Origin of the sequence: Pelagibacterium sp. 26DY04 (genome assembly GCF_031202305.1) — a bacterium.
Taxonomy (GTDB): Bacteria; Pseudomonadota; Alphaproteobacteria; order Rhizobiales; family Devosiaceae; genus Pelagibacterium.
In genome coordinates this window covers 255,874-278,234 of sequence record NZ_CP101731.1, presented here as the reverse complement: position 1 = coordinate 278,234, position 22,361 = coordinate 255,874, and the positions used below count along the sequence as shown (strand labels likewise).

At 63.7% G+C, this 22,361-nt stretch carries 20 protein-coding genes; 8 read left to right on the top strand and 12 right to left on the bottom strand.

Annotated features, from left to right (window positions below; all coding sequences use genetic code 11):
* Positions 1-51 precede the first annotated feature (51 nt).
* The 8 genes from NO932_RS01330 (at position 52) to NO932_RS01295 (ending at position 6,293) form a co-directional block, all read left to right on the top strand.
* Positions 52-333 carry an integration host factor subunit beta gene (locus tag NO932_RS01330; RefSeq protein ID WP_309163190.1) on the top strand — a complete coding sequence of 94 codons (282 nt, stop codon included), beginning with the start codon at positions 52-54 and terminating at the stop codon, positions 331-333.
* A gap of 38 nt (positions 334-371) precedes the next feature.
* On the top strand, positions 372-722 hold the full coding sequence (locus tag NO932_RS01325) for a lipopolysaccharide assembly protein LapA domain-containing protein (protein ID WP_309163191.1): 351 nt from the start codon (positions 372-374) through the stop codon (positions 720-722).
* Between the two features lies 1 nt (position 723).
* Positions 724-1,380, top strand: coding sequence for a phosphoribosylanthranilate isomerase (locus NO932_RS01320; RefSeq protein WP_309209226.1), 657 nt, complete (start codon positions 724-726; stop codon positions 1,378-1,380).
* Between the two features lies 1 nt (position 1,381).
* A complete protein-coding gene (gene trpB, locus NO932_RS01315; protein WP_309209225.1) occupies positions 1,382-2,602 on the top strand; it encodes a tryptophan synthase subunit beta in 1,221 nt (406 codons plus the stop codon).
* A 132-nt stretch (positions 2,603-2,734) separates the two neighbouring features.
* A complete protein-coding gene (locus NO932_RS01310; RefSeq protein ID WP_309163196.1) occupies positions 2,735-2,917 on the top strand; it encodes a hypothetical protein in 183 nt (60 codons plus the stop codon).
* Between the two features lie 135 nt (positions 2,918-3,052).
* Positions 3,053-3,880, top strand: a complete 828-nt coding sequence (gene trpA, locus NO932_RS01305) for a tryptophan synthase subunit alpha (protein ID WP_309211102.1) — start codon at positions 3,053-3,055, stop codon at positions 3,878-3,880.
* Positions 3,881-3,976: 96 nt separating this feature from the next.
* On the top strand, positions 3,977-4,972 hold the full coding sequence (accD, locus tag NO932_RS01300; RefSeq protein WP_309209224.1) for an acetyl-CoA carboxylase, carboxyltransferase subunit beta: 996 nt from the start codon (positions 3,977-3,979) through the stop codon (positions 4,970-4,972).
* 28 nt (positions 4,973-5,000) lie between these two features.
* Positions 5,001-6,293: a folylpolyglutamate synthase/dihydrofolate synthase family protein gene (locus NO932_RS01295; protein WP_309209223.1), complete on the top strand. Its 1,293-nt coding sequence runs from the start codon at positions 5,001-5,003 to the stop codon at positions 6,291-6,293.
* A gap of 53 nt (positions 6,294-6,346) precedes the next feature.
* On the opposite strand, the gene trxA is transcribed toward NO932_RS01295, so the two are convergent.
* The 12 genes from trxA to NO932_RS01235 form a co-directional block, all read right to left on the bottom strand.
* Positions 6,347-6,670, bottom strand: coding sequence for a thioredoxin (trxA, locus tag NO932_RS01290; RefSeq protein ID WP_375142808.1), 324 nt, complete (start codon positions 6,668-6,670; stop codon positions 6,347-6,349).
* A 124-nt stretch (positions 6,671-6,794) separates the two neighbouring features.
* Complete coding sequence (addA, locus tag NO932_RS01285; RefSeq protein WP_309209222.1) at positions 6,795-10,220, bottom strand: double-strand break repair helicase AddA; 3,426 nt, start codon at positions 10,218-10,220, stop codon at positions 6,795-6,797.
* Positions 10,217-13,288, bottom strand: a complete 3,072-nt coding sequence (gene addB / locus NO932_RS01280) for a double-strand break repair protein AddB (RefSeq protein WP_309209221.1) — start codon at positions 13,286-13,288, stop codon at positions 10,217-10,219. Before addB ends, addA begins: the two co-directional genes overlap by 4 nt.
* On the bottom strand, positions 13,288-14,031 hold the full coding sequence (locus tag NO932_RS01275) for a nucleotidyltransferase family protein (protein WP_309209220.1): 744 nt from the start codon (positions 14,029-14,031) through the stop codon (positions 13,288-13,290). Before NO932_RS01275 ends, addB begins: the two co-directional genes overlap by 1 nt.
* 3 nt (positions 14,032-14,034) lie before the next feature.
* Positions 14,035-14,505: a tRNA (adenosine(37)-N6)-threonylcarbamoyltransferase complex ATPase subunit type 1 TsaE gene (gene tsaE, locus NO932_RS01270; protein WP_309209219.1), complete on the bottom strand. Its 471-nt coding sequence runs from the start codon at positions 14,503-14,505 to the stop codon at positions 14,035-14,037.
* A 3-nt stretch (positions 14,506-14,508) separates the two neighbouring features.
* A complete protein-coding gene (locus NO932_RS01265; protein ID WP_309209218.1) occupies positions 14,509-16,845 on the bottom strand; it encodes a HAMP domain-containing sensor histidine kinase in 2,337 nt (778 codons plus the stop codon).
* A 376-nt stretch (positions 16,846-17,221) separates the two neighbouring features.
* On the bottom strand, positions 17,222-18,625 hold the full coding sequence (gene ahcY, locus NO932_RS01260; RefSeq protein WP_309209217.1) for an adenosylhomocysteinase: 1,404 nt from the start codon (positions 18,623-18,625) through the stop codon (positions 17,222-17,224).
* An 89-nt stretch (positions 18,626-18,714) separates the two neighbouring features.
* Entirely contained in the window at positions 18,715-19,233 is a 519-nt protein-coding gene (locus NO932_RS01255) for a DUF2937 family protein (protein WP_309209216.1), read from the bottom strand.
* A 38-nt stretch (positions 19,234-19,271) separates the two neighbouring features.
* Positions 19,272-19,592: an HPr family phosphocarrier protein gene (locus tag NO932_RS01250; RefSeq protein ID WP_309209214.1), complete on the bottom strand. Its 321-nt coding sequence runs from the start codon at positions 19,590-19,592 to the stop codon at positions 19,272-19,274.
* On the bottom strand, positions 19,589-19,987 hold the full coding sequence (locus tag NO932_RS01245) for a PTS sugar transporter subunit IIA (protein ID WP_309163209.1): 399 nt from the start codon (positions 19,985-19,987) through the stop codon (positions 19,589-19,591). Before NO932_RS01245 ends, NO932_RS01250 begins: the two co-directional genes overlap by 4 nt.
* Before the next feature lie 117 nt (positions 19,988-20,104).
* Positions 20,105-20,572 carry a hypothetical protein gene (locus NO932_RS01240; RefSeq protein ID WP_309163210.1) on the bottom strand — a complete coding sequence of 156 codons (468 nt, stop codon included), beginning with the start codon at positions 20,570-20,572 and terminating at the stop codon, positions 20,105-20,107.
* Positions 20,569-22,359 (bottom strand): sensor histidine kinase, encoded by a 1,791-nt coding sequence (locus tag NO932_RS01235; protein WP_309163212.1) that lies wholly within the window; start codon positions 22,357-22,359, stop codon positions 20,569-20,571. Before NO932_RS01235 ends, NO932_RS01240 begins: the two co-directional genes overlap by 4 nt.
* Between the last annotated feature and the right edge of the window lie 2 nt (positions 22,360-22,361).

The following is a 22,361-nucleotide window of genomic DNA, read 5'->3' as shown; positions in this document are numbered from 1 at the left end:
CAAGGCGAAAAGCCATTTAGCCAGATTTGCCCCGGGGGGCGTGCGACGAGAATGATCAAGTCCGAACTCATCGAAAAGCTCGCGGCCGAAAATCCGCACCTCTTCCATCGCGATATCGAAAACATCGTCAACGCCATTCTCGACGAGATCGGCGATGCCCTGGCCCGGGGGGATCGGGTGGAATTGCGCGGTTTCGGGGCCTTTTCGGTCAAGAACCGTCCGGCCCGCGTGGGCCGCAACCCCCGAACCGGCGAGCAGGTCGACGTTGGCGAAAAATACGTCCCCCAGTTCAAGGCCGGCAAGGAAATCCGCGAGCGGCTGAACGGGGCCTGATCCCGGTTCGGCCAGCCGCAACAGGAACGTGATGTCCCATGCGTAAACGCATCGTCGGCTGGCTCGTGCTCGTCCCCCTGTGCCTTTTGGTGCTGATCTTCGCGCTGGCCAACCGGCACATGGTTGCCGTCAATTTCAATCCGCTGGTCGCCGTCGACGAGACAGCGCCGGGGTTCGGCATGCCGCTGTTTCTGGTGATCTATGCCGTTCTTTTCGCTGGCATTTCCCTGGGCGGGCTCGCCGTCTGGTTCACCCAGGCCGGCCATCGTCGCGAGGAAAGGCGCCTGCGCCGCGAGAACGAAAAGCTCAAAACCGATCTCGACCACGCCCGCCGCGCGCCGGCCCGCGCCGACGATCCAGCGCTCCTCGCCGCTGACGAACTGGCCTGAAATGAGCGCACCGATCATCAAGATCTGCGGGGTCAGCACCCCCGATATCCTCGACCACGTCATTGCCCAGGGCGCGGACATGGTGGGGTTCGTTCATTTCGCCAAGAGCCCACGACACCTGCCGTTTAACGAGATCGCAAATCTTGTTTCCCGTGCCGGAGACCGGATCGAAACGGCGATCCTGCTTGTCGATCCCGACAATGACACGGTCGCCGCCGCAGCCGATACCGGTGTCCACTGGCTCCAGCTCCACGGCAGCGAAAACAAGATGCGCACCGCCGATATCCGCGAGCGTTCCGGGCTCAAGATCATCAAGGCCCTGCCGGTGGGAGACGAAAAGGACATCCGTTTCGCCCCCACCTTCCGCACGGTTTCCGATCGCCTGATCCTCGACGCCAAGCCGCCCAAGGACACTACCCGCCCCGGTGGGCTGGGCAAGACGTTCGACTGGACGCTGCTTGAAGGCCTTGACCGTTCACTGCCCTTCATGCTTTCGGGAGGCCTTACGATCGACAACGTGTCGCAAGCGGTCAGAACGGTCCGCCCCTTCGGTCTCGACGTCTCTTCAGGGGTCGAGCGCGAAAAGGGCGTAAAGGATGCCGATCTGATCACCGCCTTCATGTCCCGCGCGCGGGAAGCGGCAGCAGACGGGAACTGAAATGAGCCAGAACAGCGCCAACTCCCTGCGTCAGGGGCCCGATGAGAACGGCAAGTTCGGCATCTATGGCGGGCGCTTCGTCGCCGAAACCCTGATGCCGCTGATCCTCGATCTGGAAAAGGCCTATCGCGCCGCCCAGACCGACCCCGAATTCCTCGCCGAAATGGACGATCTGCGCACTCATTTCGCCGGCCGACCCTCCCCGCTCTATTTTGCCGAGCGTATGACCGAGGAACTTGGCGGCGCCAAGGTCTATTTCAAGCGCGAAGACCTCAACCACACAGGCTCCCACAAGCTCAACAACTGCCTGGGCCAGATTCTCTTGGCCAAGCGCATGGGCAAGACCCGCATCATCGCCGAAACCGGCGCCGGCCAGCATGGGGTGGCGACCGCCACGGTCTGCGCCCGGTTCGGGCTGCCCTGTACCATCTTCATGGGCGCCACCGATGTCGAGCGCCAGATGCCCAACGTCTTGCGCATGAAAATGCTTGGCGCCGAAGTGCGGCCGGTCACTGCCGGCGCGGGGACGCTCAAGGACGCCATGAACGAGGCGTTGCGCGATTGGGTCACCAATGTGGAAACCACTTATTACCTGATCGGCACCGCCGCGGGGCCGCACCCCTACCCCGAAATGGTGCGCGACTTCCAGAAGGTGATCGGCGAGGAAATCCGCGCTCAGATTCTGGAGGCCGAAGGTCGCCTGCCCGATGCGCTGGTCGCCTGTATCGGCGGCGGATCGAACGCCATCGGCACGTTCCATGATTTCCTCGATGAGCCCAACGTCAAGATTTTCGGCGCCGAAGCCGGCGGGCACGGGCTCGATGTCGAAAACGGCCATGCCGCCTCGATGACCGGCGGCCGCCCTGGCGTATTGCACGGCAACCGCACCTATCTGCTTCAGGATGCCGATGGGCAGATCCTCGAGGGTCATTCGATTTCCGCCGGTCTCGACTACCCCGGCGTCGGACCCGAGCACGCCTTCCTGCGCGACAGCGGCCGGGTGAATTATGTGCCGGTCACCGACAAGGAAGCGCTTGACGCCTTCATGGCCTGCACAAAGTTCGAGGGCATCATCCCGGCGCTCGAAAGCGCGCACGGGCTGGCTCATGTCATGAAACTGGCCCCCACCATGAGCAAGGACGATATCGTCATCCTGTGCCTCTCCGGCCGTGGCGACAAGGACGTGGAATCGGTGGGGCGCCAACTGGGCATGGCACTTTAACGCTCTGATAACCGTATCGCCCGGAAGCCCCGCATATTTCGCATGGCTGGAATACCCAGCCAGCGCTTGTTGTTTGCCCCATCTGGCATCATTTAGATCGCAAGCGATTAAATTCGATGCAGGAGATTTAACATGGCACGCAATGGAGCATTTGACGCGATCACGGGGTTCTTCGGCGACATCGGCCGCGCCCGCCGCGCTTCCAACCTTTATTCCGATCTGTCGAACCTGTCCGACGACGCCCTGCGCGCCCGCGGCCTGAGCCGCGCCGAGCTGGCCCGTCACGCCTTCGACACCGCTTTCGGCGGCAAGTAAGCCTTAAGCTCTTTTCGACCGACGAAAAAGGCGCCCGCTCCGGCTGGCGCCTTTTTCGTGGCCGGTGTTGACTTGGACCCCGATCCTGTCCTTTATCGCCCGCAAATCAACGGCATTCCTTTTCTCGGAGACCCCATGGGCGGCTCGCGCATCGACAAGCGGTTTGAAAAGACACGGGCCGAAAACCGCCCCGCCTTCGTCTCCTTCGTGATGGCTGGCGATCCGGATCCCCAGACCGCCGATGCGATCCTTGCCGGTCTGCCCGAAGCGGGTGCCGATATCATCGAGCTGGGCATGCCCTTTTCCGATCCCATGGCCGATGGCGTCGCCATCCAGCTCGCCGGCCAGCGGGCTCTGGCGGCGGGCATGACGCTGGAAAAGACCCTCGCCGCCGTTGCCCGCTTCCGCGAACACGATGACGAAACGCCCATCGTCCTGATGGGATATTACAACCCGATCTATATCTATGGCGTCGAGGCTTTCGTTGCCGCCGCCGTCAAGGCGGGCGTGGACGGATTGATCGTCGTCGATCTGCCCGCCGAGGAGGACGACGAGCTGTGCCTGCCCGCGCTCAAGGCCGGGATCAATTTCATCCGCCTCACAACCCCCACCACCGACGATCACCGGCTCGGGCGCGTTCTCACCAACAGCACGGGCTTTGTCTATTATGTCTCGATGACCGGCATCACCGGGGCCGAGATCAAGAACCGGGCGGCGGTGGGCGAAGCTGTCAAGCGCATCAAAGCCCATACCGACCTGCCGGTCGCCGTGGGGTTCGGCATCAAGACCGCCGAGGACGCGGCGCTGATCGGCAAGGACGCCGACGGCGTGGTGGTGGGATCGGCGCTGGTCAGCGCCATCGAAAAATCCCTCAAGAACGGCACGGCGGAACCGGGCACGGCCCAAGCTGTTCACAATCTGGTTCGCTCACTCTCTCAAGGTGCGCGATCGGCCAGAATCTGATAGTATTGCCACAATTGCTTCCTACATCACAGGCAACGCCAAGACGCGTCAACTGACGCGCAACCCACAAGAACACCAGGCTTAAGAAGCGCACACATGAACTGGATCGACAACGTCGTTCGCCCCAAGATCCGCTCCTTCCTCAATCGCCGCGAGGTCGAGGACAATCTGTGGGTGAAATGCCCCGAGACCGGGGAAATGGTTTTCCATCGCGACCTCGAGGCCAATCAATGGGTGGTGCCCAATTCGGGCTATCACATGAAGATCAAGGCATCGGACCGCCTCGCCAGTTTCTTCGACGATGGCCACTATACCAAGCTGTCCCTGCCCTCGGTTCCGCTCGATCCGCTCAAATTCCGCGACACCAAGCGCTATACCGACAGGCTCAAGGAATACCGCACCAAGACCGGCAATGACGACTCGGTGATCATCGCCCAGGGCGATCTCTACGGCTCGAAAGTGACAGTGGGCGTCCAGGATTTCGATTTCATGGGCGGCTCGCTCGGCATGGCGGCCGGCTCGGCCATCATCACCGGCCTTGAAGCCGCGCTCAACGACCGGACAGCGTTCGTGATGTTCGTCGCTTCGGGCGGCGCGCGCATGCAGGAGGGCATCCTTTCGCTCATGCAGATGCCGCGCACCACTGTTGCCGTGCAGCGCCTGCGCGAAGCGGGGCTGCCCTATATCGTGGTGCTGACCAACCCCACCACCGGCGGGGTGACCGCTTCCTACGCTATGCTGGGCGACGTGCATCTGGCCGAGCCCGGCGCGGTGATCGGCTTTGCCGGTGCCCGCGTCATCGAGCAGACCATTCGCGAAAAGCTGCCCAAGGGCTTCCAGCGTTCCGAATATCTCTACGATCACGGCATGGTCGATATGGTCGTCCACCGTCACAATCTGCGCCCGACCATCGGCTCGCTCATTGGGCTTTTGACCAAGGCGCCGGTTAACGAAGCCATCCCTGCCGCGCGGCAGGCGGCTGCCGCTACAGCCGCGGCTACCGTCACCATGCGCGACGTCGCCGTTGCGGCGGAGGGAGATGGCGATGACGATCTTCTCGCCAATACTCCCGTCGCCGGCCACGCCGAATAGAACTCCTTAACCTGAGCATAGAGCAGCCGTGTCCCGCACCGATGCGATCCTGAAGCGGCTGCTCACGCTCCACCCCAAGCTCATCGATCTCGAGCTGGGGCGCACCGAGCGCATGCTGGAGGCCATCGGCCGGCCGCAGGATCGCCTCCCCCCAGTGATCCATGTCGCCGGCACCAATGGCAAGGGATCGACCCTCGCCCATATGCGTGCCATGCTCGAAGCGCAGGGCAAGCGGGTCCATGTCTATACCTCCCCCCATCTGGTGGCGTTCCGCGAGCGGATAAGGCTGGCGGGCGAACTCGTCTCCTCCCGCGCGCTCAACGCGGCGCTTGAGGAATGCGAAAAGGCCAATCGCGGCCAGCCGATCACCTTTTTCGAGATCACCACCGCTGCCGCTTTCCTGCTGTTTTCCCGCGTCCCCGCCGATTATCTGCTGCTCGAAGTGGGGCTTGGCGGCCGGTTCGACTCCACCAACGTGATCGAAAAGCCACTGGGAACGGTCATTACCCCCATTTCCGTGGATCACACCCAGTTTCTGGGCGAAAGCCTTGCCGAAATCGCCTCGGCCAAGGCGGGAATCATCAAGCGCGAGGCGCCGCTGGTTGTGGCACGCCAGCCGGACGAGGCCCTCGAGGTGATCGAGCGCGAGGCGACCGGTAAAGGCGTGATGCCCTTCGTCGCCGGCACCGACTTCGACGGCTTCGCCCAGCGCGGCAAGCTCGTCTATCAGGATGAAGAAGGGCTGCTCGATTTGCCGCTTCCGGCGCTCGCCGGCGCGCATCAGGTCGATAATGCCGCCCTCGCGATAGCGGCGATGCGTCATTTCGGGCTGGTCGAGGACGAAAAGGCGATCGCGGCGGGCTTGAGAAACGTCGTATGGCCGGCCCGGCTCATGCCGCTGCGCGGCGCGCTTTCCAGTTACATCAATGAAGGCCAGGAACTCTGGCTCGATGGTGGGCACAACGCCGCCGGCGCACAGGTGCTCGCCCAGGCGCTCAAGGAGATGCAGCGCACCCGCCCTGCCCCACTGGTCCTGATCTGCGGCATGATGGCTTCAAAGGATGCCGCCAATTTCTTCGCGCCTTTCGAAGGCATGGCCGAGCACGTCTTTACCGTTCCCATTCCCGGTGAGGCCGGGGCACTACCGGCACGAGCCCTAGCGGGCTTTCCCAAGGCCAGGGGTTTTGAGACGACCATCTGCCGGTCGGTGCCCGCGGCGCTGCAGCGTGCCGCCCACTTCCCCGGCGCGCGCATCGTGATCTGCGGTTCGCTCTATCTCGCCGGCGCGGTGCTCAAACAAAACAAAACGCCCCCGAGCTGAACCCGGGGGCGTTTTGTCTCGCGTGTCGTCAAACGAAAGGGACGCGAGAACAGTTAGGCGGCGTGGCCTTCGAGCCATTTGACGAGGCCGGCCTTGGGGGTACCCGCGCCGATCTTCATGTCCGCGGCCTGGCCGTCCTTGAACAAGATCATGGTCGGGATGGAGCGGACGCCGAACTGGGCGGCGGTGCCGGGGTTCTCATCGACATTGAGCTTGACGATCTTCACCTTGCCGGCCATCTCGCCCGAGATTTCCTCGAGGATCGGGGCGATCGCCCGGCAAGGGCCGCACCACTCCGCCCAGAAATCGACGAGCACGGGCTCTTTGGAACCCAGCACTTCGGTGGCGAAAGTGGCGTCTGTAACATGTCCGGTCATGATCGTACCTTCTTGGCAAAATCGGGCGGATCGCGAACGAACCGCCCTCTCGTGAAATTATCAATTCACCAATAGCTAGGCAGAGTCGAGGGCCAGTTCAAGCCTGTCCGGTCGGCGTTCCGTCTCACAGCCTCGTGACGTCGCTCGCCGCGATATCGAGCAGGTCGGCCGGAATCCGCATCAGCGTCGAGATTTGCGTCCAAAGAATCGCGGCATCGACAACCGCGTGGGGAAACAGCGTTTGCGTCGCGAAGCGGTAGAGCCCGAGCTGGCGCATATAGCCCGGCGGCATGGTTTCCGGACCGGATGGGACCACGGCATCGGATTTGTAGTCGACGACCAGCACATGGGCCGGCGTATGGACCAGCCGATCGATGCGGCCTTCCAGCCGTGCTGGCGCGCCCTTGTGCCTGACGGTGAGCGAAAACGGAACTTCGGCGCGGCTTTCGCTGCCGAAGATCGCCGCAAGATGGGGATCGCTCAGAATTGCCAACGCACGTTCGACCACCGGCGCGACGAGGTCGGCGTCATCGGGCAGGAGCGTTTGCGCGGCGCTATGGGCAACGGCAGAACGGCGGTTTTGAGGCACGTTGCTCAAATGCTGGAGGAGCGCATGGAGCGCAATGCCGCGCTGGCGGGCAGCTCGGGCATCGAGCAGCGCTTCGGCAGCAGTTTCGAGCCCTCGCGGCATCCATTCATGTTCGCTGCGGGAGGGGCTAAGCACCGGCATGACCGGGCGTCGGCGCGGTGGAGACAAAATCAGAGGCCGAGTTGAGGTACGCTCCTCAACCGTGCTTTCAACGCTCGGTGCCGAGGTTGGTACTCCAGCCGGATAGCGCAAAACCTCGCCACGGGCGTCGGTAACCGTCTCGCTTTCCTCGGCAAGAGCGGCGGTGATGGCGCCGTGCCAGGTCTCTTCGATCCGGGTGCGCATGTCGCGCGTTCCAGCGATATGCAGCCCTTCCTCGGCCCGTGTCATGGCGACGTAGAGATTGCGCCAATATTCGGCGAGGCCTCGCGCTTCGACCTCGTCACGCAGCGGCAGGGAGGCCTGGCAATGATTGTCCTTGTTCGCACAATAGAGCAGGAACGGGACATCGTCCTGCTCGCCGAAATAGACGCTATCGGACGCCGCGCGCGGCTTGCTGGCCGCATCGGCAAGGATCACAACCGGCGCCTCGAGGCCCTTGGCGCCGTGCACCGTCATCACCCGCACGCCTGCGGCCTTGGCGACGAGATCGCGCTTGATCACAATATCGGACGCGCGCATGGCGGCAATAAAGCCGGTGAGCGAGGGCTGCTCGGATGTTTCGTGCTCAAGCGCCAGGTCGAGGAATTCGGCGATCACCTCGTCCACTTCCTCGCCCAGCCGGGCGTGGAACTGCTTGAGCCCGCCCTGGGCATAGAGCACATGGGCGAAAAACTCGTAAGGACGATCGAAATCGAGCCGCTGACGCAGGCCAACCAATCGCTCATGAGCCGCTCGCGCGATCGGCAGCGGACTTTCGGCCAACCGGTCGAAGAGCGTCTGGCCTTTGCGCCCATGGGCAAGCGTGAACAGCTCGTCCTCGCCGACCCCGAAAAGCGGCGAGCGCAGCACCGCAGCGAGTGTCAGGTCGTCGGCGGGGGTGAGCAGCGCGTCGGCGAGGCCCAAAAGGTCGTCGATGGCGATATGGGCCGAAACCGGCAACCGATCGGCGCCGGGGCTGGCGATGTTGCGCTGTTTCAGCGCTCTTACGATTTCGGGAAAGATCCCGTTGCGCTTCTGGACAAGGATCAGGATGTCTTCGGGCCGGATGGGCCGTGCTCCGGGGCCGACGGGCACGCGAGTCTCGATCCAATTGGCGATGGTATCGACGATGCGGGTGGCGAGCTGGCGCGGCGCGGCGGCGAGGCTTTCAAGCGGTTCTGTCGGCCATTCCTCGGGGATTGCCGGAGCGTCGGGGCTTTCGATGACCGGCCAGATTTCTATGTGTCCGCCGCCTCGCTTGCGCGCCGCCTCGTGCCCGATCTCGCCGGTTTTAGCCAGAAGCGCGGTGGCGATGTCGGAGCGGTTGAAGACCCTGTCGACGCCGTAAAGGATTCCGGAAAGCGTGCGGAAACTGGTGCGCAGCGTTTCCCCGTGCCAGTCGCGATCGGCGGCCTGAGCCAGATGCTGCAACTCGCGTCCCTTTTCGACGAACAGGCGGGGTTCGGCGCCCTGGAAGGAATAGATCGATTGCTTGGGATCGCCCACCGCGAAAATGGTCTTGGGCCGCTGGGCGGCCCCATCGCCGCTGAAATAATCGTCGACCAGGGCGCCGATCACCGCCCATTGTTCGGGATTGGTGTCCTGACTTTCATCGACCAGAATATGGTCGATACCCGCATCGAGCTTGTAGCGCACCCAGGCGCCGAGCCCTCTGTCGCCCAGCAGTGCCGCGGTTCTTGCGACGAGGTCGTCGAAATCCATGAGCGAGCGGGCGCGTTTTTGCGCCTCGTAGCGGGCGATAATGGCGGCCAGAACCCGCGTCAGCGCGGCGCTGTTGTCGGCAATCGCGATGGCTTTACGGTGGTCGTAAAGCACCTCGAGGCGGTCGGCCTCGCGGGCCAGGCGCTCGGCAAGCCCGGGATTTTGCCGCTTGATGCTGGCTTTGGGGAAGTTGGCGCGAACCTTGCCCTTATCGGTAAGATAGGCGGCAAACAGCGTATCGAGATCGGGATTGTCCAGATCGATTTGGCTCAGCTTGTCCTCGAACCGCGATTTGGTTCCATCCGGGGGGCAGATCCTGAAGATCTCCGGCCAATCGGAAGGCGGCACCAGGCTTTGCGCCAGAACCTGATTGCGCAGACTGTCTGAATTCGCACCGAGCGACAAATTCAGCCGCGTTCGCATTGCGGCTATGGCACGCTCGGGATTGGCGAGGATGGGTCCCAGCTTGCGGGCGTTGGAAAGGCATTGCCCGATCGCCGTCTCGATCTGCATGTCGCTCAGCGCGTCAAACAGCGCCCGCACCGCATCGCCCTCGGGGCCGGAAGCGATCAGCCCTTCCGCCAATACCGTCTCGCGGGCTTCGCGGAGCAGGCGGGTGGCGGCCTCTTCCTCGATCACTGTGAAATTGACCGGCACGCCGGCCTCGCGCGGGAAACGTTGCAGCACCGCCTCGCAAAAGGCGTGGATGGTGTTGATCTTGAGCCCGCCCGGCGTATCGAGCGCATGAGCGAAAAGAGCGCGCGCCCGGCGCCTTTCAGTGCCCGAGGGGCGGCGCCCGACGAGTTCGCCGAGTTCGGTTTCCAGATCCGTGTCGTCCTGGCGGGCCCAGCGCGCAAGGATTGCCGTCGCCCGATGCCGCATCTCGGCGGCCGCCGCCTTGGTATAGGTGAGGCACAGGATAGCCTCGGGCTGGGCGCCATCGAGCAGGAGGCGCAGCACGCGGCGCGACAGCACATAGGTCTTGCCCGAGCCTGCATTGGCCGAAACCCAGGCATTGGCGTGCGGCTCGGCCACTCGCGCCTGTTTGAGCGTGGTGTCGTGCGGGACCGAGAGCTGTTCCTTGATTTCGGCTGTCATTCGGTCTCGTCTTCGCTTTCGAGCACCGTCCACTCGTCAAGGCGCATCAGATGGTCGTAATCGCCCTTGTAGCGCTGGTTGGGCTTGGGCAGCACGCGCGCCACCATGGGCAGCCGGTCATCGAGCAGCAATGCCTGCACATGACGCTGGAACAGGCCGAACGCGGTATCGACCGCCTCTCCAAGGCTCATACCGTCCGGTGCCGCGTATAGCGTTTCCTGGAGCGCCTTTGGGCCATGGGAGAGCTTGAGATAGGCCATGGCTTCGGTCGGCAGGTCCAGGCGATCGCCAAACGCCCCATGCCGCGCCATCCAGGCTTCGAGCGGGAGCTGGGGCGCAAAGAACTGCTTCATGTCCTTGGGCTGCGGCGCCTGGCCGGTCTTGAAATCGATGATCTCCAAGCTGCCCGACACGGTCCTGTCGATCCGGTCGGCGCGTCCGGACAGAATGAAGGGCGGCTCGGCGATCGGGATGGGGACTTCACCCCTGATCTCGGCCACCCGCTCGGCAATATGGGTCCGCTTGCGCTCATAGGCGAGGAATTGGTGGGCGATCACCTCGAACCGAGCCAGCCAGATATCGCGCCGCGCCGGAATGGCATCGAGCCGGCCATAGCGCTCGCGCGCCAGAGTCATGAGGGTATCCAGCGCTTGGGCATCATGGGGATCGTGCCCGCCGATGATGAAATCCCCCAGGATGTCATGGATCAGCGTCCCACGTTCCGCATGATCGGGATCCGCCCCGAGCGCTTCGATCCGGCGCAAGCCCAGAACGTGCCGGGCATAGAGGTCATAGGGCGAACGCAACAGCGTCTCGACTTCGGTGATCGAGAGTTTGCGCGGGCGGGCGGCAGCGGGCGGGCATGGGGCAGGGCGCGCTGCAGGTTGCGGCGGCGCACCGGTGGCGTCGAGCCGGCGGGCGTTCTCGACCCACACAGCACCGCGTGCTGCCAGACCCTTGGCTATATCCTCGCCCACAAACGCCTCCAGCCGCTGGATCAGGCGCGAAGGGGTGGCCGGGGAGGTGCCGGAACGCTCGGGCAGGGTGAAGACCACTTCGCGGCTCCCTGCGGCCATCAGGAAATCATGCGCGGCAAGGCCATGGAGCTTTTCGGGCGGTTCGAGGCCGACAGCCAGCCGCATGCCGCGGCTCATCCACGGTCCTGGATCGGCGATCTCGGGCCAAACCGATTCGATCATCCCGGCAAGGATCACCCGGTCGGCCTGCATCAACCGCGCTTCGAGGCGACCGAAAATCATCACATCTTCGGCGTCGGGCTGCCGAGGGCGGACGGCCTGGCCCGCCAGCAGTCCCTCCAGTGCAAAGGGCAACCCCTCGCCGCTGAACCGCGGTCCCCGGTTTCCCTGCCGTGCCGCGAGCTCAAACCAGCGCGCCAATTCGTCTTCGCCTTCGATCGGCGGCGATGTCTCGCCCGGTGGCACGCTTCTCAGCAGAGCAGTTGCCGCCTGCAGAGCTTCGGCGGCCTGGGCGGCAAAGATGCCGTCCTTTTCCAGCAGGCCGGCGATCGGCGCAAGAGCGGCTTGGAGCGCATCGATCAAGACAAGCACCGCATCGGCCTTGTCCGCGTCCAACCGTAGCGCCGGGCGGCCAGCGCCGCCGAGGTTTTCGGAAACCGCGAGGCGCAATCCGTCAAAGCCGGGCAGGGGGCGCTGGCTGCGGAACACGGCCAGATCCAGCCACTGGCTCGCCAGGGCCACTTTTGCGCGTCCGAGCCCGAGCGTAACGTTGCGATTGCGCAGCAGCGCCATGACATCGACGGCCGCGAGCCCGCCCGCTGCCGCCGATACGGCCTGCCGCACCAGACGCCCGGCTCGCGACAGCAGCAGCGGTGTGCCGGCGGCATCGTCCAACGGCACCGAAAACCGGGCCAGCTCGGCGCAGATGCGGCGGGCCAGCGTCTGGTCGGGTGAAATGATGGCAACGGTTCTGCCGGTTTCGAGCGCGTCATGGACGCAAAGGGCAATGGCGCGGGCTTCTTCCTCCGGCGTGCGGGCGCGGACAAGCGCCACGCCTTCCATTGCCTCTCCAATGGCCGGCCCCAGCCGCTCGGCCACGCTCTGCCATTGAGCCGTAGCTTCGGGCAAACCAAGGGCGGCGTTGAGGATTTCCGTGCGCGGGGCGGGGCTTGGGGCAAGTTCGATCACAGTAGAGGGCGGCGTGCCCAAACGCTTGAGCAGGCGGGACAGCCCATATTGCGGATGGCCGTGGGGATTGCGGCTCGGATCGTTGAGCGCCGCGAGTGTTTCGGGCGCCATGTCCGTATCGAGTCCGGCCAGGACCACGGCCCCGTTGGGGAGGCCGGCAATCGATGCGATGAGATCGGCCGTTGCGGGGATGGAGCCGGTCGAGCCGGCAACGATTACAGGGCGGTCCCCGTGGATCGCCACGAGCGATTGCGCCTTGCGCTCGAGCAGGACATTGGTGCGCCCGGCTGCCTCCATTTCCCCTTCGGCCAAAAGGATCGACGGCCAGGCTTCGAGTACGAAGCTGACAAAATCGAGGTGGTCCTGCCATTGGGCCGGCAATTGATCGCTTTCGATGGCAACCAGCGAGCGCGGATCGATCCGGGCGATGGAAAAGTCGTCGATCAGCGTGCCCAGCGAATCGGCCAGGGCAAAGATTTCCGCGCTGTTGGGGGCACCCGAAAACCCGCCCAACCCCGGCGCCGAGAACGGGCCGTCGCTCCGCGTTGCCAGCCAGCGTTCGACCAGTTCGGCCAACAGCAATCGGCGCTTGAACCGGTTGATTGGCGGAGGCAAGTCGAGCGGCTCATAAGGGGGAAGGAATGGCTCCTGAGCCGGATCCTCACCACCGAGCGGCCGGATGTCGGGCAGAAGCATCGGATGGTCGTAAAGCGCCTGCGCCAGAATGCGCGACAATGCCGTCGCCGCGCGCCGGGTCGGCAAATAGATCGTCATGTCCGACAGCCAGAACGCCCCGTGGCGCGGCCAGTCGGGCGCTATGCGGCCGTCGATCAACGCCCTAGCGAGCGTATCGAGGAATGGCGCATGTGGCGCGATGGTAAAGACATTGCCGTGGCGCGCCATCAAACCACCGCGCCGATGTCCTGCTCGGTGCGTGCCAGAGCCTGCGGATCGCCAACATGGAACCACGGCGCCTCGATCATCACGCCCTTAAGCCGTCCGGCTTCCCGCGCCGTTTCGAAATGGCGGTAGAGGCTGAAGGGGGCGTCCGGTCCGGTGCCCGCCAAGGCGCGGGAGATGAGCGCGGCGCCGGCATAAACCACTGGACGACCTTCCGAGTTGGAAAGCACTCCATCCGCGTTCAATAAATAGTCGGCGGCCTTGCGGAACCCAGAGGCGCGGTCAGGTGCGACGCACAAGAGAACGATGTCGGCGTCGCCCCGGCTGAACCTCTCGACCATTCGCTGCAATGGCCGGTCGCTGCCCGGCAGCCAGAACGTATCGGTGTTGAGCACCAGAACCGGGTCCGACGCCAGCAGCGGCAGCGCCTTTCGCAAGCCGCCGCCGGTATCGAGCAGCCTGTCGGACTCATCGCTCAGCGCGAAACCGATGTCGGGCAGGCCCTTGGCAAGCCGCTCGAAATGGGCGGCGATCAACTCGGCCTTGTGGTGCATGTTGATAGCGAAGGCCTTGCAACCCTCGGCGAGCGCCGCATCGATGGCATAATCGATCAATGGCTTACCGGCCAATTCGATCAATGCCTTGGGCCTTTCGAACGTCAGCGGCCGCATGCGCGTGCCGAGCCCGGCGGCGAGCAGCATCACCTCGGGCATTGGCGTGGCGGGCGCGGCGAAAGAATCGGTCATGCGCTATTGTGGGCTTTGATGCTGCCAGGGCGCAAGCGCGGCAACGAGATCCCCGGCCTCGCGGCCCAAGGCTTCCAGCGTTATGAGCCGTCCGTCCGTGTCGGGTGCCATGGCAATCCCGATCCGCAGTCCAGAGCGCGAAAACAGCGACGGCGCGCGTTGCGGCCATTCAACGAGCAGGATTGCTGTTTCATCATCGAGCAAGCCCAGCTCATCGAGCTCGGCTTCTTCGGAGATCCGGTAGAGATCGGCATGCAATATGCCGGGATAGGGCTGGACGATGGCAAAGGAGGGGGAAGGGACCTCCAGATCCCGATCGCCGAGCCGGGCCCGGATGATGGCCCTCGCCAATGCCGATTTGCCGGCGCCGAGATCGCCTTCGAGCGTCACGACGTCCCCTGGGAGCAGGTGATGGGCAATCGTCGTCCCGATCGCCTCGGTCGCCTTTTCGTCCGGGGCAAAAACGATCGGCACGGCCTATTCGCCCGCGTTGAGCGCCAGCGCCGCGTTGGCCGGCAGGATGACGGTGACGCGCGTGCCCCGCGGCGCCCGGCCTTCGATCAGCACGGTTCCGCCGTGGAGATTGACGAATGTCTTGACGATGGCCAGCCCCAAGCCGGCCCCGCGCTGGCGGCCCTCGACCGATTGGCCTTCGAAGCGCTGGAACATCGCGCTGCGCATGTCCTCGGGAATACCGACGCCATCGTCCTCGACGGCAAAGGCAATGCGTTCGGGACCCCGCGCCGCAACCTTGAGGCGCACCTGCGATCCCGGATCGGAAAAGCGAGCGGCATTGGAAAGCAGATTATAGAGCACCTGCACGATCCGCGTTCCGTCGGCAACGAAAATGGGCAGGTCGTTTTCGATCTCGACGGAAAGGTTCACCGGCTCCTCGCCGCCGGTAAAGGTGGCGTCGAGGCCGGCCCGGGCCTTCTCGATCAGCGTTGGGATGTCGAGGACTTCGGGATTGAGCTGTGCGATGCCGGCGTCGACGGTGGCAAGATCGAGAATGTTGTCGATCAGAAGGCCCAGATTGGCGCTCGAAGCACGGATATAGTCGGTATAGGCGCGCTGTTTTTCAGAGAGCGGGCCGACCTGGCCCGAGGCCAGAAGATCGGCGAAACCGATGATGTTGGTGAGTGGGGAGCGTAGCTCATAGGAAACGTTTTGCACGAACGTGTCCTTGAGCCTGTCGGCGGCGATCAGCGCCTCGTTGCGCTCCTTGAGCACCCGTTCGTAATTGGCGCTTTCCGAGACATCCATGAAGGTCATCATGGTCTGCCCGTCCGGCAGGCGCACGACCGCATAGTCGAACAGCCGTCCATCTGCCCGGTTGATACGGCCTTTGGTGTCGGTGCGCGTGGGGTTGAGATCGACGATTCGCTGCTTGAGATCACTCCAGATGCGGTGGCCGTCCTCGGGGAAGGCCTGCCCGCATGCCGCCGCGATATCGTCGATATGGGGATGGTTGCCCAGCGCGTTCATAGGCAGCTTCCAGAGCATGGAAAGCCGGGGATTGTGAAGCTTGAGCCGCCCATTGGTGCCGAACACGGCAACGCCCTCCGAGAGCGCGTTCAACGTCTCGCGCTGGACGTGCATCAGGGCGTTGTGGCGGGTTTCGAGCGCCAGGCGCTCGGTCATGTCCTCAAAGACATAGATCACCCCGCCCGTCCCGGTCGCTGGCGCGGCGATGACATTGGCGCAGCGGCCATCGGGAAGGTACCAGGGCGTCTCGCGCGGCGTGGTCAACGCGTAGCTCATCAGATGTTTGCTGCGCCAGTCGCGATAATCGGCTTCGGCCGGCAGCATCCCCTGGGTGCGCAGACGATCGAGGATCGCCTTTTCATCGGGCGCCGTATTGAGCCAGCCTGTGTCCAGCCCCCAGAACCGGGCATAGGCCGTATTGTAATGGGTGAGCTGCCGCCGCTTGTCGAACACGGCGATCGGGGTGGCGAGCGCGTCGATGACGGTGGTGAGGTGCCCCAGGTCCGGCTCGCTCTTTTCATTCTCCGCCGGTTTGGGGCGCGAGACCGGCAGGTAGCAATAGCCCGCGCTGCCGCCCGAAAGCGGGAAGAGCACGAGTTCCAATCCGCCGGCCAAATCGTGCTGCTCGGTAAGCGCGATCGTGTCGGCTGCGTCTTCGAGTGCTTTGAGATGCCGCTCGCGGGTGGGTGCGTCGAAGATGTCGGGGGCGGTGCCACGCTCCCCCTTGAGCCCGAGCGTGCGGGTGAAGTGGAGATAGGCCGCGTTGGTATAGATCAGCAACCCGTCGCGGTCGCGCAGCCATGCCGGAATGGTGAGATTGGCGAGAATGGCTTGCGCCTCGGCAGGGGAGGGCAGCCGCGTCAACGCGGAGCCTCGGAGCGGCGGCTCGACGGTGAGACCCGACGGTCGCAGCCGCACCACGGCGGCGCCACCCACCAGGCGTCCGGTGGCGCGTATGATGCGGCCGTCGCGGGCGGTGACCGAGGTCTCGAACATCCGGCCTTCGATACGCAGATCGGTCAGACGCGCCGCAAGTTCGCGCGCCGCTTCGTCTTCCAGCCATGAACGGAATTCGAGCACCGCATGGGCGCGCGTTTCGCCCGGCAGCAGCGTCGAAATCGGTCCGATCACCGCCGGTTCGATCCCGGTGTCGCGCCAGATGACGGTCACCTCGGGCATGGCGGCAAGAAGGCTCTCGAACTCGTCGAGCGCCGCCCGCATGGCGCCGAGCTTTTCACCGGTCTCGCTGCGCGCCGCGTCGGCCTCGCGCCGCCATTTGAGCGCCAGGAGCGCGCCCACAAGGCCGAACCCGGCTGCGCCTAGCATCATGGCATAAGGGGCTGCTCCAGAGAGCGCGCTGGCCGCCAAGGGCGCCGACAGAGCCGGGGAGGCAGCCAACATGGCGCTGGTCGCAGCGCAAACGGACACGAATCCCGTAAGTTTCCGGAATCGAGCCGGCTGCATGCCTGATGCCCCTCTTTGAAGAATAAACCTTGACCGCCCATGGAGGGCCGAGAAGGCCTCCGAATCAGTTAACCATACAAGCGCGGCGAATCGCGAAAAAGAGTCAAACTGCCGGGCCGTGGAAAACTTGGGGCTTGCACGGGTTTTTGCGCTTGAAGTGGTCCTGATTTGTTCACGTGTAAAACGCAAAAAAGGGGCGCTCAAACGCCCCTTTTGTTAACCTTTGTGGCAGCTCAGCCGATCAATAGCGGTAATGATCGGCCTTGAACGGACCCTGTGGGGTCACCCCGATATAATCGGCCTGTTCCTGGCTGAGCTTGGTGAGCTTGGCCCCCAGCTTGTCCAGGTGCAGGCTGGCAACCTTTTCGTCGAGATGCTTGGGCAGCACGTAGACCTTGTTTTCGTACTGCTCACCCTTGGTCCAAAGCTCGATCTGGGCCAGAGTCTGGTTGGAGAACGAGGCGCTCATGACGAAGGAGGGGTGGCCCGTGGCGTTGCCTAGATTGACCAGCCGGCCCTCGGAAAGCAGGATCATCCGCTTATTGTCTGGGAATTCGACAATATCGACCTGCGGCTTGACGTTGGTCCATTTGAGGTTCCGCAGCGCGGCAACCTGAATTTCATTGTCGAAATGGCCGATATTGCAGACAATGGCCATGTTCTTGACCCGGCGCATATGGTCGATGGTCAGAACATCCTTGTTGCCCGTGGCGGTGACGATGATGTCGGCACGCTCGACCGCATCCTCCAGCGTCACCACTTCATAGCCGTCCATGGCAGCCTGCAGCGCGCAGATCGGATCGATTTCGGTGACCAGCACGCGGGCGCCGGCGCCACGCAGGGATTCTGCCGAACCCTTGCCCACATCGCCATAGCCGCAAACGATGGCCACCTTGCCGGCCATCATCACATCGGTGCCGCGCCGGATGGCGTCGACAAGGCTCTCGCGGCAGCCATATTTGTTGTCGAATTTGGACTTGGTGACGCTGTCGTTGACGTTGATGGCCGGGAAGGGTAGCTCGCCCCGCTCCTGAAGCTGGTAAAGGCGCATCACGCCGGTTGTGGTTTCTTCCGAAACGCCTTTGATCGCCGCGCGGCACTTGGAATAAAAGCCCGGCTCACGCTCAAGGCGCCGCTTGATGGTGGCAAAGAGCGCTTCTTCTTCCTCGTTCTTGGGGTTGGCGAGAACGGAAGGATCGGTCTCGGCCTTGGCGCCGATCAAGACGAGCATGGTGGCATCGCCGCCATCGTCGAGGATCATGTTGGCGACTTCGCCATTGCCCCAATCAAGGATGCGGTCGGCGAAATCCCAGTATTCTTCAAGCGTCTCACCCTTGTGGGCGAAAACCGGAATGCCCGCTTCGGCGATGGCCGCGGCGGCATGGTCCTGGGTGGAAAAGATGTTGCACGACGCCCAGCGCACTTCGGCGCCCAGCGCCACCAGTGTTTCGATCAGGACGGCGGTCTGGATGGTCATGTGCAGGGAACCGGCGATGCGCGCGCCCTTCAGAGGCTGCGCGGCGGCGTTCTCGGCCCGGATGGCCATCAGGCCCGGCATTTCGATCTCAGCCATCTCGATTTCCTTGCGTCCATAGGGGGCAAGCGAAATGTCCTTGACGGCATATTGGGGGGAAGCGGTGCTCATGCGCCCGGTCTCCGCGTGTTGGTTGAACCCGTGTGCCCGCGTTATACGCGACGGGAAGCCGGTCCGGCAACCGGGATATAAAGAAAGTTTTATATCCGGCTGATGCGCACTCTGGACCGCCGTTGGCGGAAGGGCGCCGAAAGGAGCGTCACCACCATCCAGAGGAGGGCAAATCCGCCAAGGAAGCCAATCAATACATAGGCCAGGCCTTCGAGCGTCAGCGGCAGGGCAGGGCGGAAATCCTCGAGCGCCGCAGCGCCGACATCGGTATCGAAATAGCGCGCCACTTCCACGACCCGGGTCGCGGGAAGCGCCGCGCGCAATTGCGCCAATTGCTCCGAAAGCCGTTCGTAGCGCTCGACGACGCCGCGCATCGACATGCCGCGTTCGGCAAGGAATTGGTCGGTGCTGGCGTCGTAGCGCTCGAGCCCTTCTTCGCGGGTGAGGCCAAAGGCCGCCGCATCCGCGTCGAACTGGGCAACGACCGTTGCGAGTTCATCGACCGCGCCGGCCAGCCGCTGGGAATATTGCTGCGTGTATTCGGGCGCCTGGGAAAGCGTGGTCCCGCCAATGATCGCGCCGGCAAGACAGGCGATTCGCTTGAGCATCAGTGGTCTTCCTCTCGGCCCCCAATGCCGGCACGGCGCTACGAAATGGGGTCGCCAGCGTCCCGGTCCTCGTCGAACCCGTTATTGACCAGTTCGGTGATCGCTTCGATGGCTTCGCGCGCCTGATTGCCGGTGGCCTGGACCAGAATGGTCGAGCCCGGACCTGCCGCAAGCATCATCAATCCCATGATCGACGTGCCGCCCACGGTGACGCCATCGCGCGTCACGCTGACTTGAGCGTCGAAATGATCGGCGGTCCGCACGAAGCGTGCCGAAGCGCGCGCATGCAATCCGCGCTTGTTGCAAATCGTGAGCCGCTGGCACACGGCGCGGCCCGGTTCGGTGACTGTTGCGCTCATTTTCCGAGAACGTCGTTGGCGACGTTAATGTATTTACGCCCGGCCTCGGCTGCAAGGCGTACTGCCTCGCGCATTTCCATATCCGGGCGCATGCGGGCGAGCTTAACCAGCATGGGCAGGTTGAGCCCGGCGATCACCTCGATGTCGCGGTCCTGCATCACCGAAATGGCGAGGTTGGAGGGCGTGCCTCCAAACATATCGGTGAGGATCACCACGCCATCGCCCTGATCGACAGCTTCCACGGCAGCGATGATGTCGTTGCGCCGGCCTTCCATGTCGTCCTCGGGACCGATGGAAACGGCGGCAATGGCCTCTTGCGGTCCCACCACATGTTCGAGCGCGGCGCAAAATTCTTCGGCAAGCCTGCCATGGGTCACAAGGACCAAACCCATCATGTCCGGAAACCCTTTTTCGATGGCGTGCCGCATCCGGGCGAAGTCTTTCCCGGCTGGGCCCGGCTTTCAAGTCCTTTTCGGCCGGTTTCCAGCGAAACCGTACCAGCAGGAGAAGACCTAACCCACATTGGAACCCAAGGCCCGAAGTGCGGCGTGAACCAGAAAGCGCTGATGCAGCCCATCGATGCGGCCGCGCCTCGGCACGGGGCAGCGTGCAACCCAGATACCATGAATCTTGGTTGTGAGCGCCGATTCCTCGAGCAGGCGCTCTTCCTCTTCGACAAGATCGACCACCAGATGCACATGGGCTTGCCTGGCATAAGGCAGGGTGATGATCCCGCGCCCCCGCAACTCGATCATCCCTTCGATGGTGGGCGGCGGCTCCATGACCAATCCATCCTCGTCGGTCGACAGCAGAACCCGATCGTCGGAAATCAGCAGAGCCGTGTCGCCGCGCAACCGCGCCTGTTCCAAAAGATCGAGGGCCAGCAGCGACTTGCCGGCGCCCGAAACACCGGTCAGGAGAACGCCGTGGTGGCCGATGAGGATGCCCGTGCCGTGGGTATTGTGCTTTTCGGCCGTCAAGTTTTCGCTCGCGGTAGCGTCAAGGTGAACACCGCACCAGTTGCATCGGTTCTGTTGCCTGCGTCAAGCGTACCCTGGTGAGCCTCGGCGATCTGCCGGGAAATGGATAAGCCCAACCCCGAATGGTCACCGAAACTCTCGCCCTCCGGCCGATCGGTATAAAAACGCTGAAACACCTTCTCGATATTGCCGCCAAGGCCCGGCCCCTCGTCCTCGACCCTGGCGATCACATGTTCGGCGTCGGCGGTGACTTTGACTGTCACGGTGCCGCCGGCGGGTGAAAATGAAACCGCATTGTCGATGAGATTGGTGAAGACTTGCGCCAGCCGCGTGTCGTGCCCCTTGACCAGTGGCGCATAGCGGCCCTTGCCGGCGATCAGCGTAACGGCCACATCGCGGTTTGCAGCCAGATCGGCTTGGATCGAGACGATCGCTCCCGCCAGTTCGGCGAGATCGACGGTTTCGGTGTTCTCGCGCGCCAGTTCGGCGTCGATCCGGCTGGCATTGGAGATGTCGGAAATCAGGCGGTCGAGCCGGCGCACATCGTGCTGGATGATATCGACCAGCCGCTTGCGGTCTTCCGCGTTCTTGGCCAGAGGCAGGGTTTCCACAGCGCTCCTGAGCGAGGTCAGCGGATTTTTGAGCTCGTGAGCCACGTCGGCGGCAAAACGCTCGATGGCCTCGATGCGATTATAGAGCGCATTGGTCATGGCCCGCAGAGAGCCGGAAAGGTGCCCGATCTCGTCGGAGCGGTCGGTATAGTCGGGAATTTCGGCGCGCGCCTTCATTGACGTCTGGACCCGCTCGGCTGCCGCCGAGAGCCGGCGCATCGGCCCGGCAATCGTCCCTGCCATCAGGGCAGAGAGCGTGCCGGTGACCAGTGCTGCGACCAGGGCCAGCCGCAGGATCTGCCAGCGCTCCTGCGTCACGATCGCATCGATCTCGCCCGGGCTGGTCGAAAGCAGCAGGGCTCCCACCACCGAACGCTGGCGCTGCACCGGCACGGCGACCGAAACGACAAGCTGGCCGCGGCTGTCGACCCGCACGATATCGGCGGGCGAGCCTTCGAGCGCCGAAGCCACTTCGGGATAGCGCAGGCCTTCATTGGCTGGATAATCCTGGTAGAGCGGGTAGTCGCCGCCTCTGAGCAGGCGCGAGAACCAGTTCCAGATTGTAAAAAAGAACGGCCGCGAATCCGGTGTCGGCTCGGCCTGAGGCGAGCGCAGGATGTCTCCGCTCGCATAGATGTTGTTGCTGTCCAAAATCATCAGACCGCCCCGATCGTAGATACGCGCCCGCGTTCGGGTGGGGGTGACGAGGTTGCGCAGCAGCGGGGCGACGCGTTCGGGGTTGATGGGAAATTCGAGCGTCGGATCGAACAGCGCGTAGGGCGACCCGTATTCGCCCGTATAGAGTTCGAGCAGCCGATCGGGATTGACGGTGATCGAATCCGAATTGGCGGTGGCCGAGGCCGCGATCGCCGCCGAGATGATCTCACCCTGCACGCGAAGCGCGGAAACGCGCACGTCGATCAGGCCCGATTGAAAGGTGTTGAGATAGAGGATGCCCGCAACCAGGGCGGCAAGCGCCACGAGGTTGAGGATCACGATCCGCCGGGCGAGTGAGGAGAAGAAGGTGAAGTTGATCACCCGCCCCACACCGCGGAAAAAGGCAAAGACCGGGCGCAGCAGGGGCCGGCGCGCCGCCTGGCGCTCCCGTGCGGCCTGTTCCTTGGCTTCTGCCTTGGAAGAAGGCGTATGACCTGTAATCGTCTCGCCTGCGTCCACGT

Coding starts and splice junctions, on each gene's coding strand:
- NO932_RS01330 (WP_309163190.1), top strand. CDS start 52: ATGATCAAGTCCGAACTCATCGAAAAGCTCGCGGCCGAAAATCCGCAC.
- NO932_RS01325 (WP_309163191.1), top strand. CDS start 372: ATGCGTAAACGCATCGTCGGCTGGCTCGTGCTCGTCCCCCTGTGCCTT.
- NO932_RS01320 (WP_309209226.1), top strand. CDS start 724: ATGAGCGCACCGATCATCAAGATCTGCGGGGTCAGCACCCCCGATATC.
- trpB (WP_309209225.1), top strand. CDS start 1,382: ATGAGCCAGAACAGCGCCAACTCCCTGCGTCAGGGGCCCGATGAGAAC.
- NO932_RS01310 (WP_309163196.1), top strand. CDS start 2,735: ATGGCACGCAATGGAGCATTTGACGCGATCACGGGGTTCTTCGGCGAC.
- trpA (WP_309211102.1), top strand. CDS start 3,053: ATGGGCGGCTCGCGCATCGACAAGCGGTTTGAAAAGACACGGGCCGAA.
- accD (WP_309209224.1), top strand. CDS start 3,977: ATGAACTGGATCGACAACGTCGTTCGCCCCAAGATCCGCTCCTTCCTC.
- trxA (WP_375142808.1), bottom strand. CDS start 6,670: ATGACCGGACATGTTACAGACGCCACTTTCGCCACCGAAGTGCTGGGT.
- addA (WP_309209222.1), bottom strand. CDS start 10,220: ATGACAGCCGAAATCAAGGAACAGCTCTCGGTCCCGCACGACACCACG.
- addB (WP_309209221.1), bottom strand. CDS start 13,288: ATGGCGCGCCACGGCAATGTCTTTACCATCGCGCCACATGCGCCATTC.
- NO932_RS01275 (WP_309209220.1), bottom strand. CDS start 14,031: ATGACCGATTCTTTCGCCGCGCCCGCCACGCCAATGCCCGAGGTGATG.
- NO932_RS01265 (WP_309209218.1), bottom strand. CDS start 16,845: ATGATGCTAGGCGCAGCCGGGTTCGGCCTTGTGGGCGCGCTCCTGGCG.
- ahcY (WP_309209217.1), bottom strand. CDS start 18,625: ATGAGCACCGCTTCCCCCCAATATGCCGTCAAGGACATTTCGCTTGCC.
- NO932_RS01255 (WP_309209216.1), bottom strand. CDS start 19,233: ATGCTCAAGCGAATCGCCTGTCTTGCCGGCGCGATCATTGGCGGGACC.
- NO932_RS01250 (WP_309209214.1), bottom strand. CDS start 19,592: ATGAGCGCAACAGTCACCGAACCGGGCCGCGCCGTGTGCCAGCGGCTC.
- NO932_RS01245 (WP_309163209.1), bottom strand. CDS start 19,987: ATGATGGGTTTGGTCCTTGTGACCCATGGCAGGCTTGCCGAAGAATTT.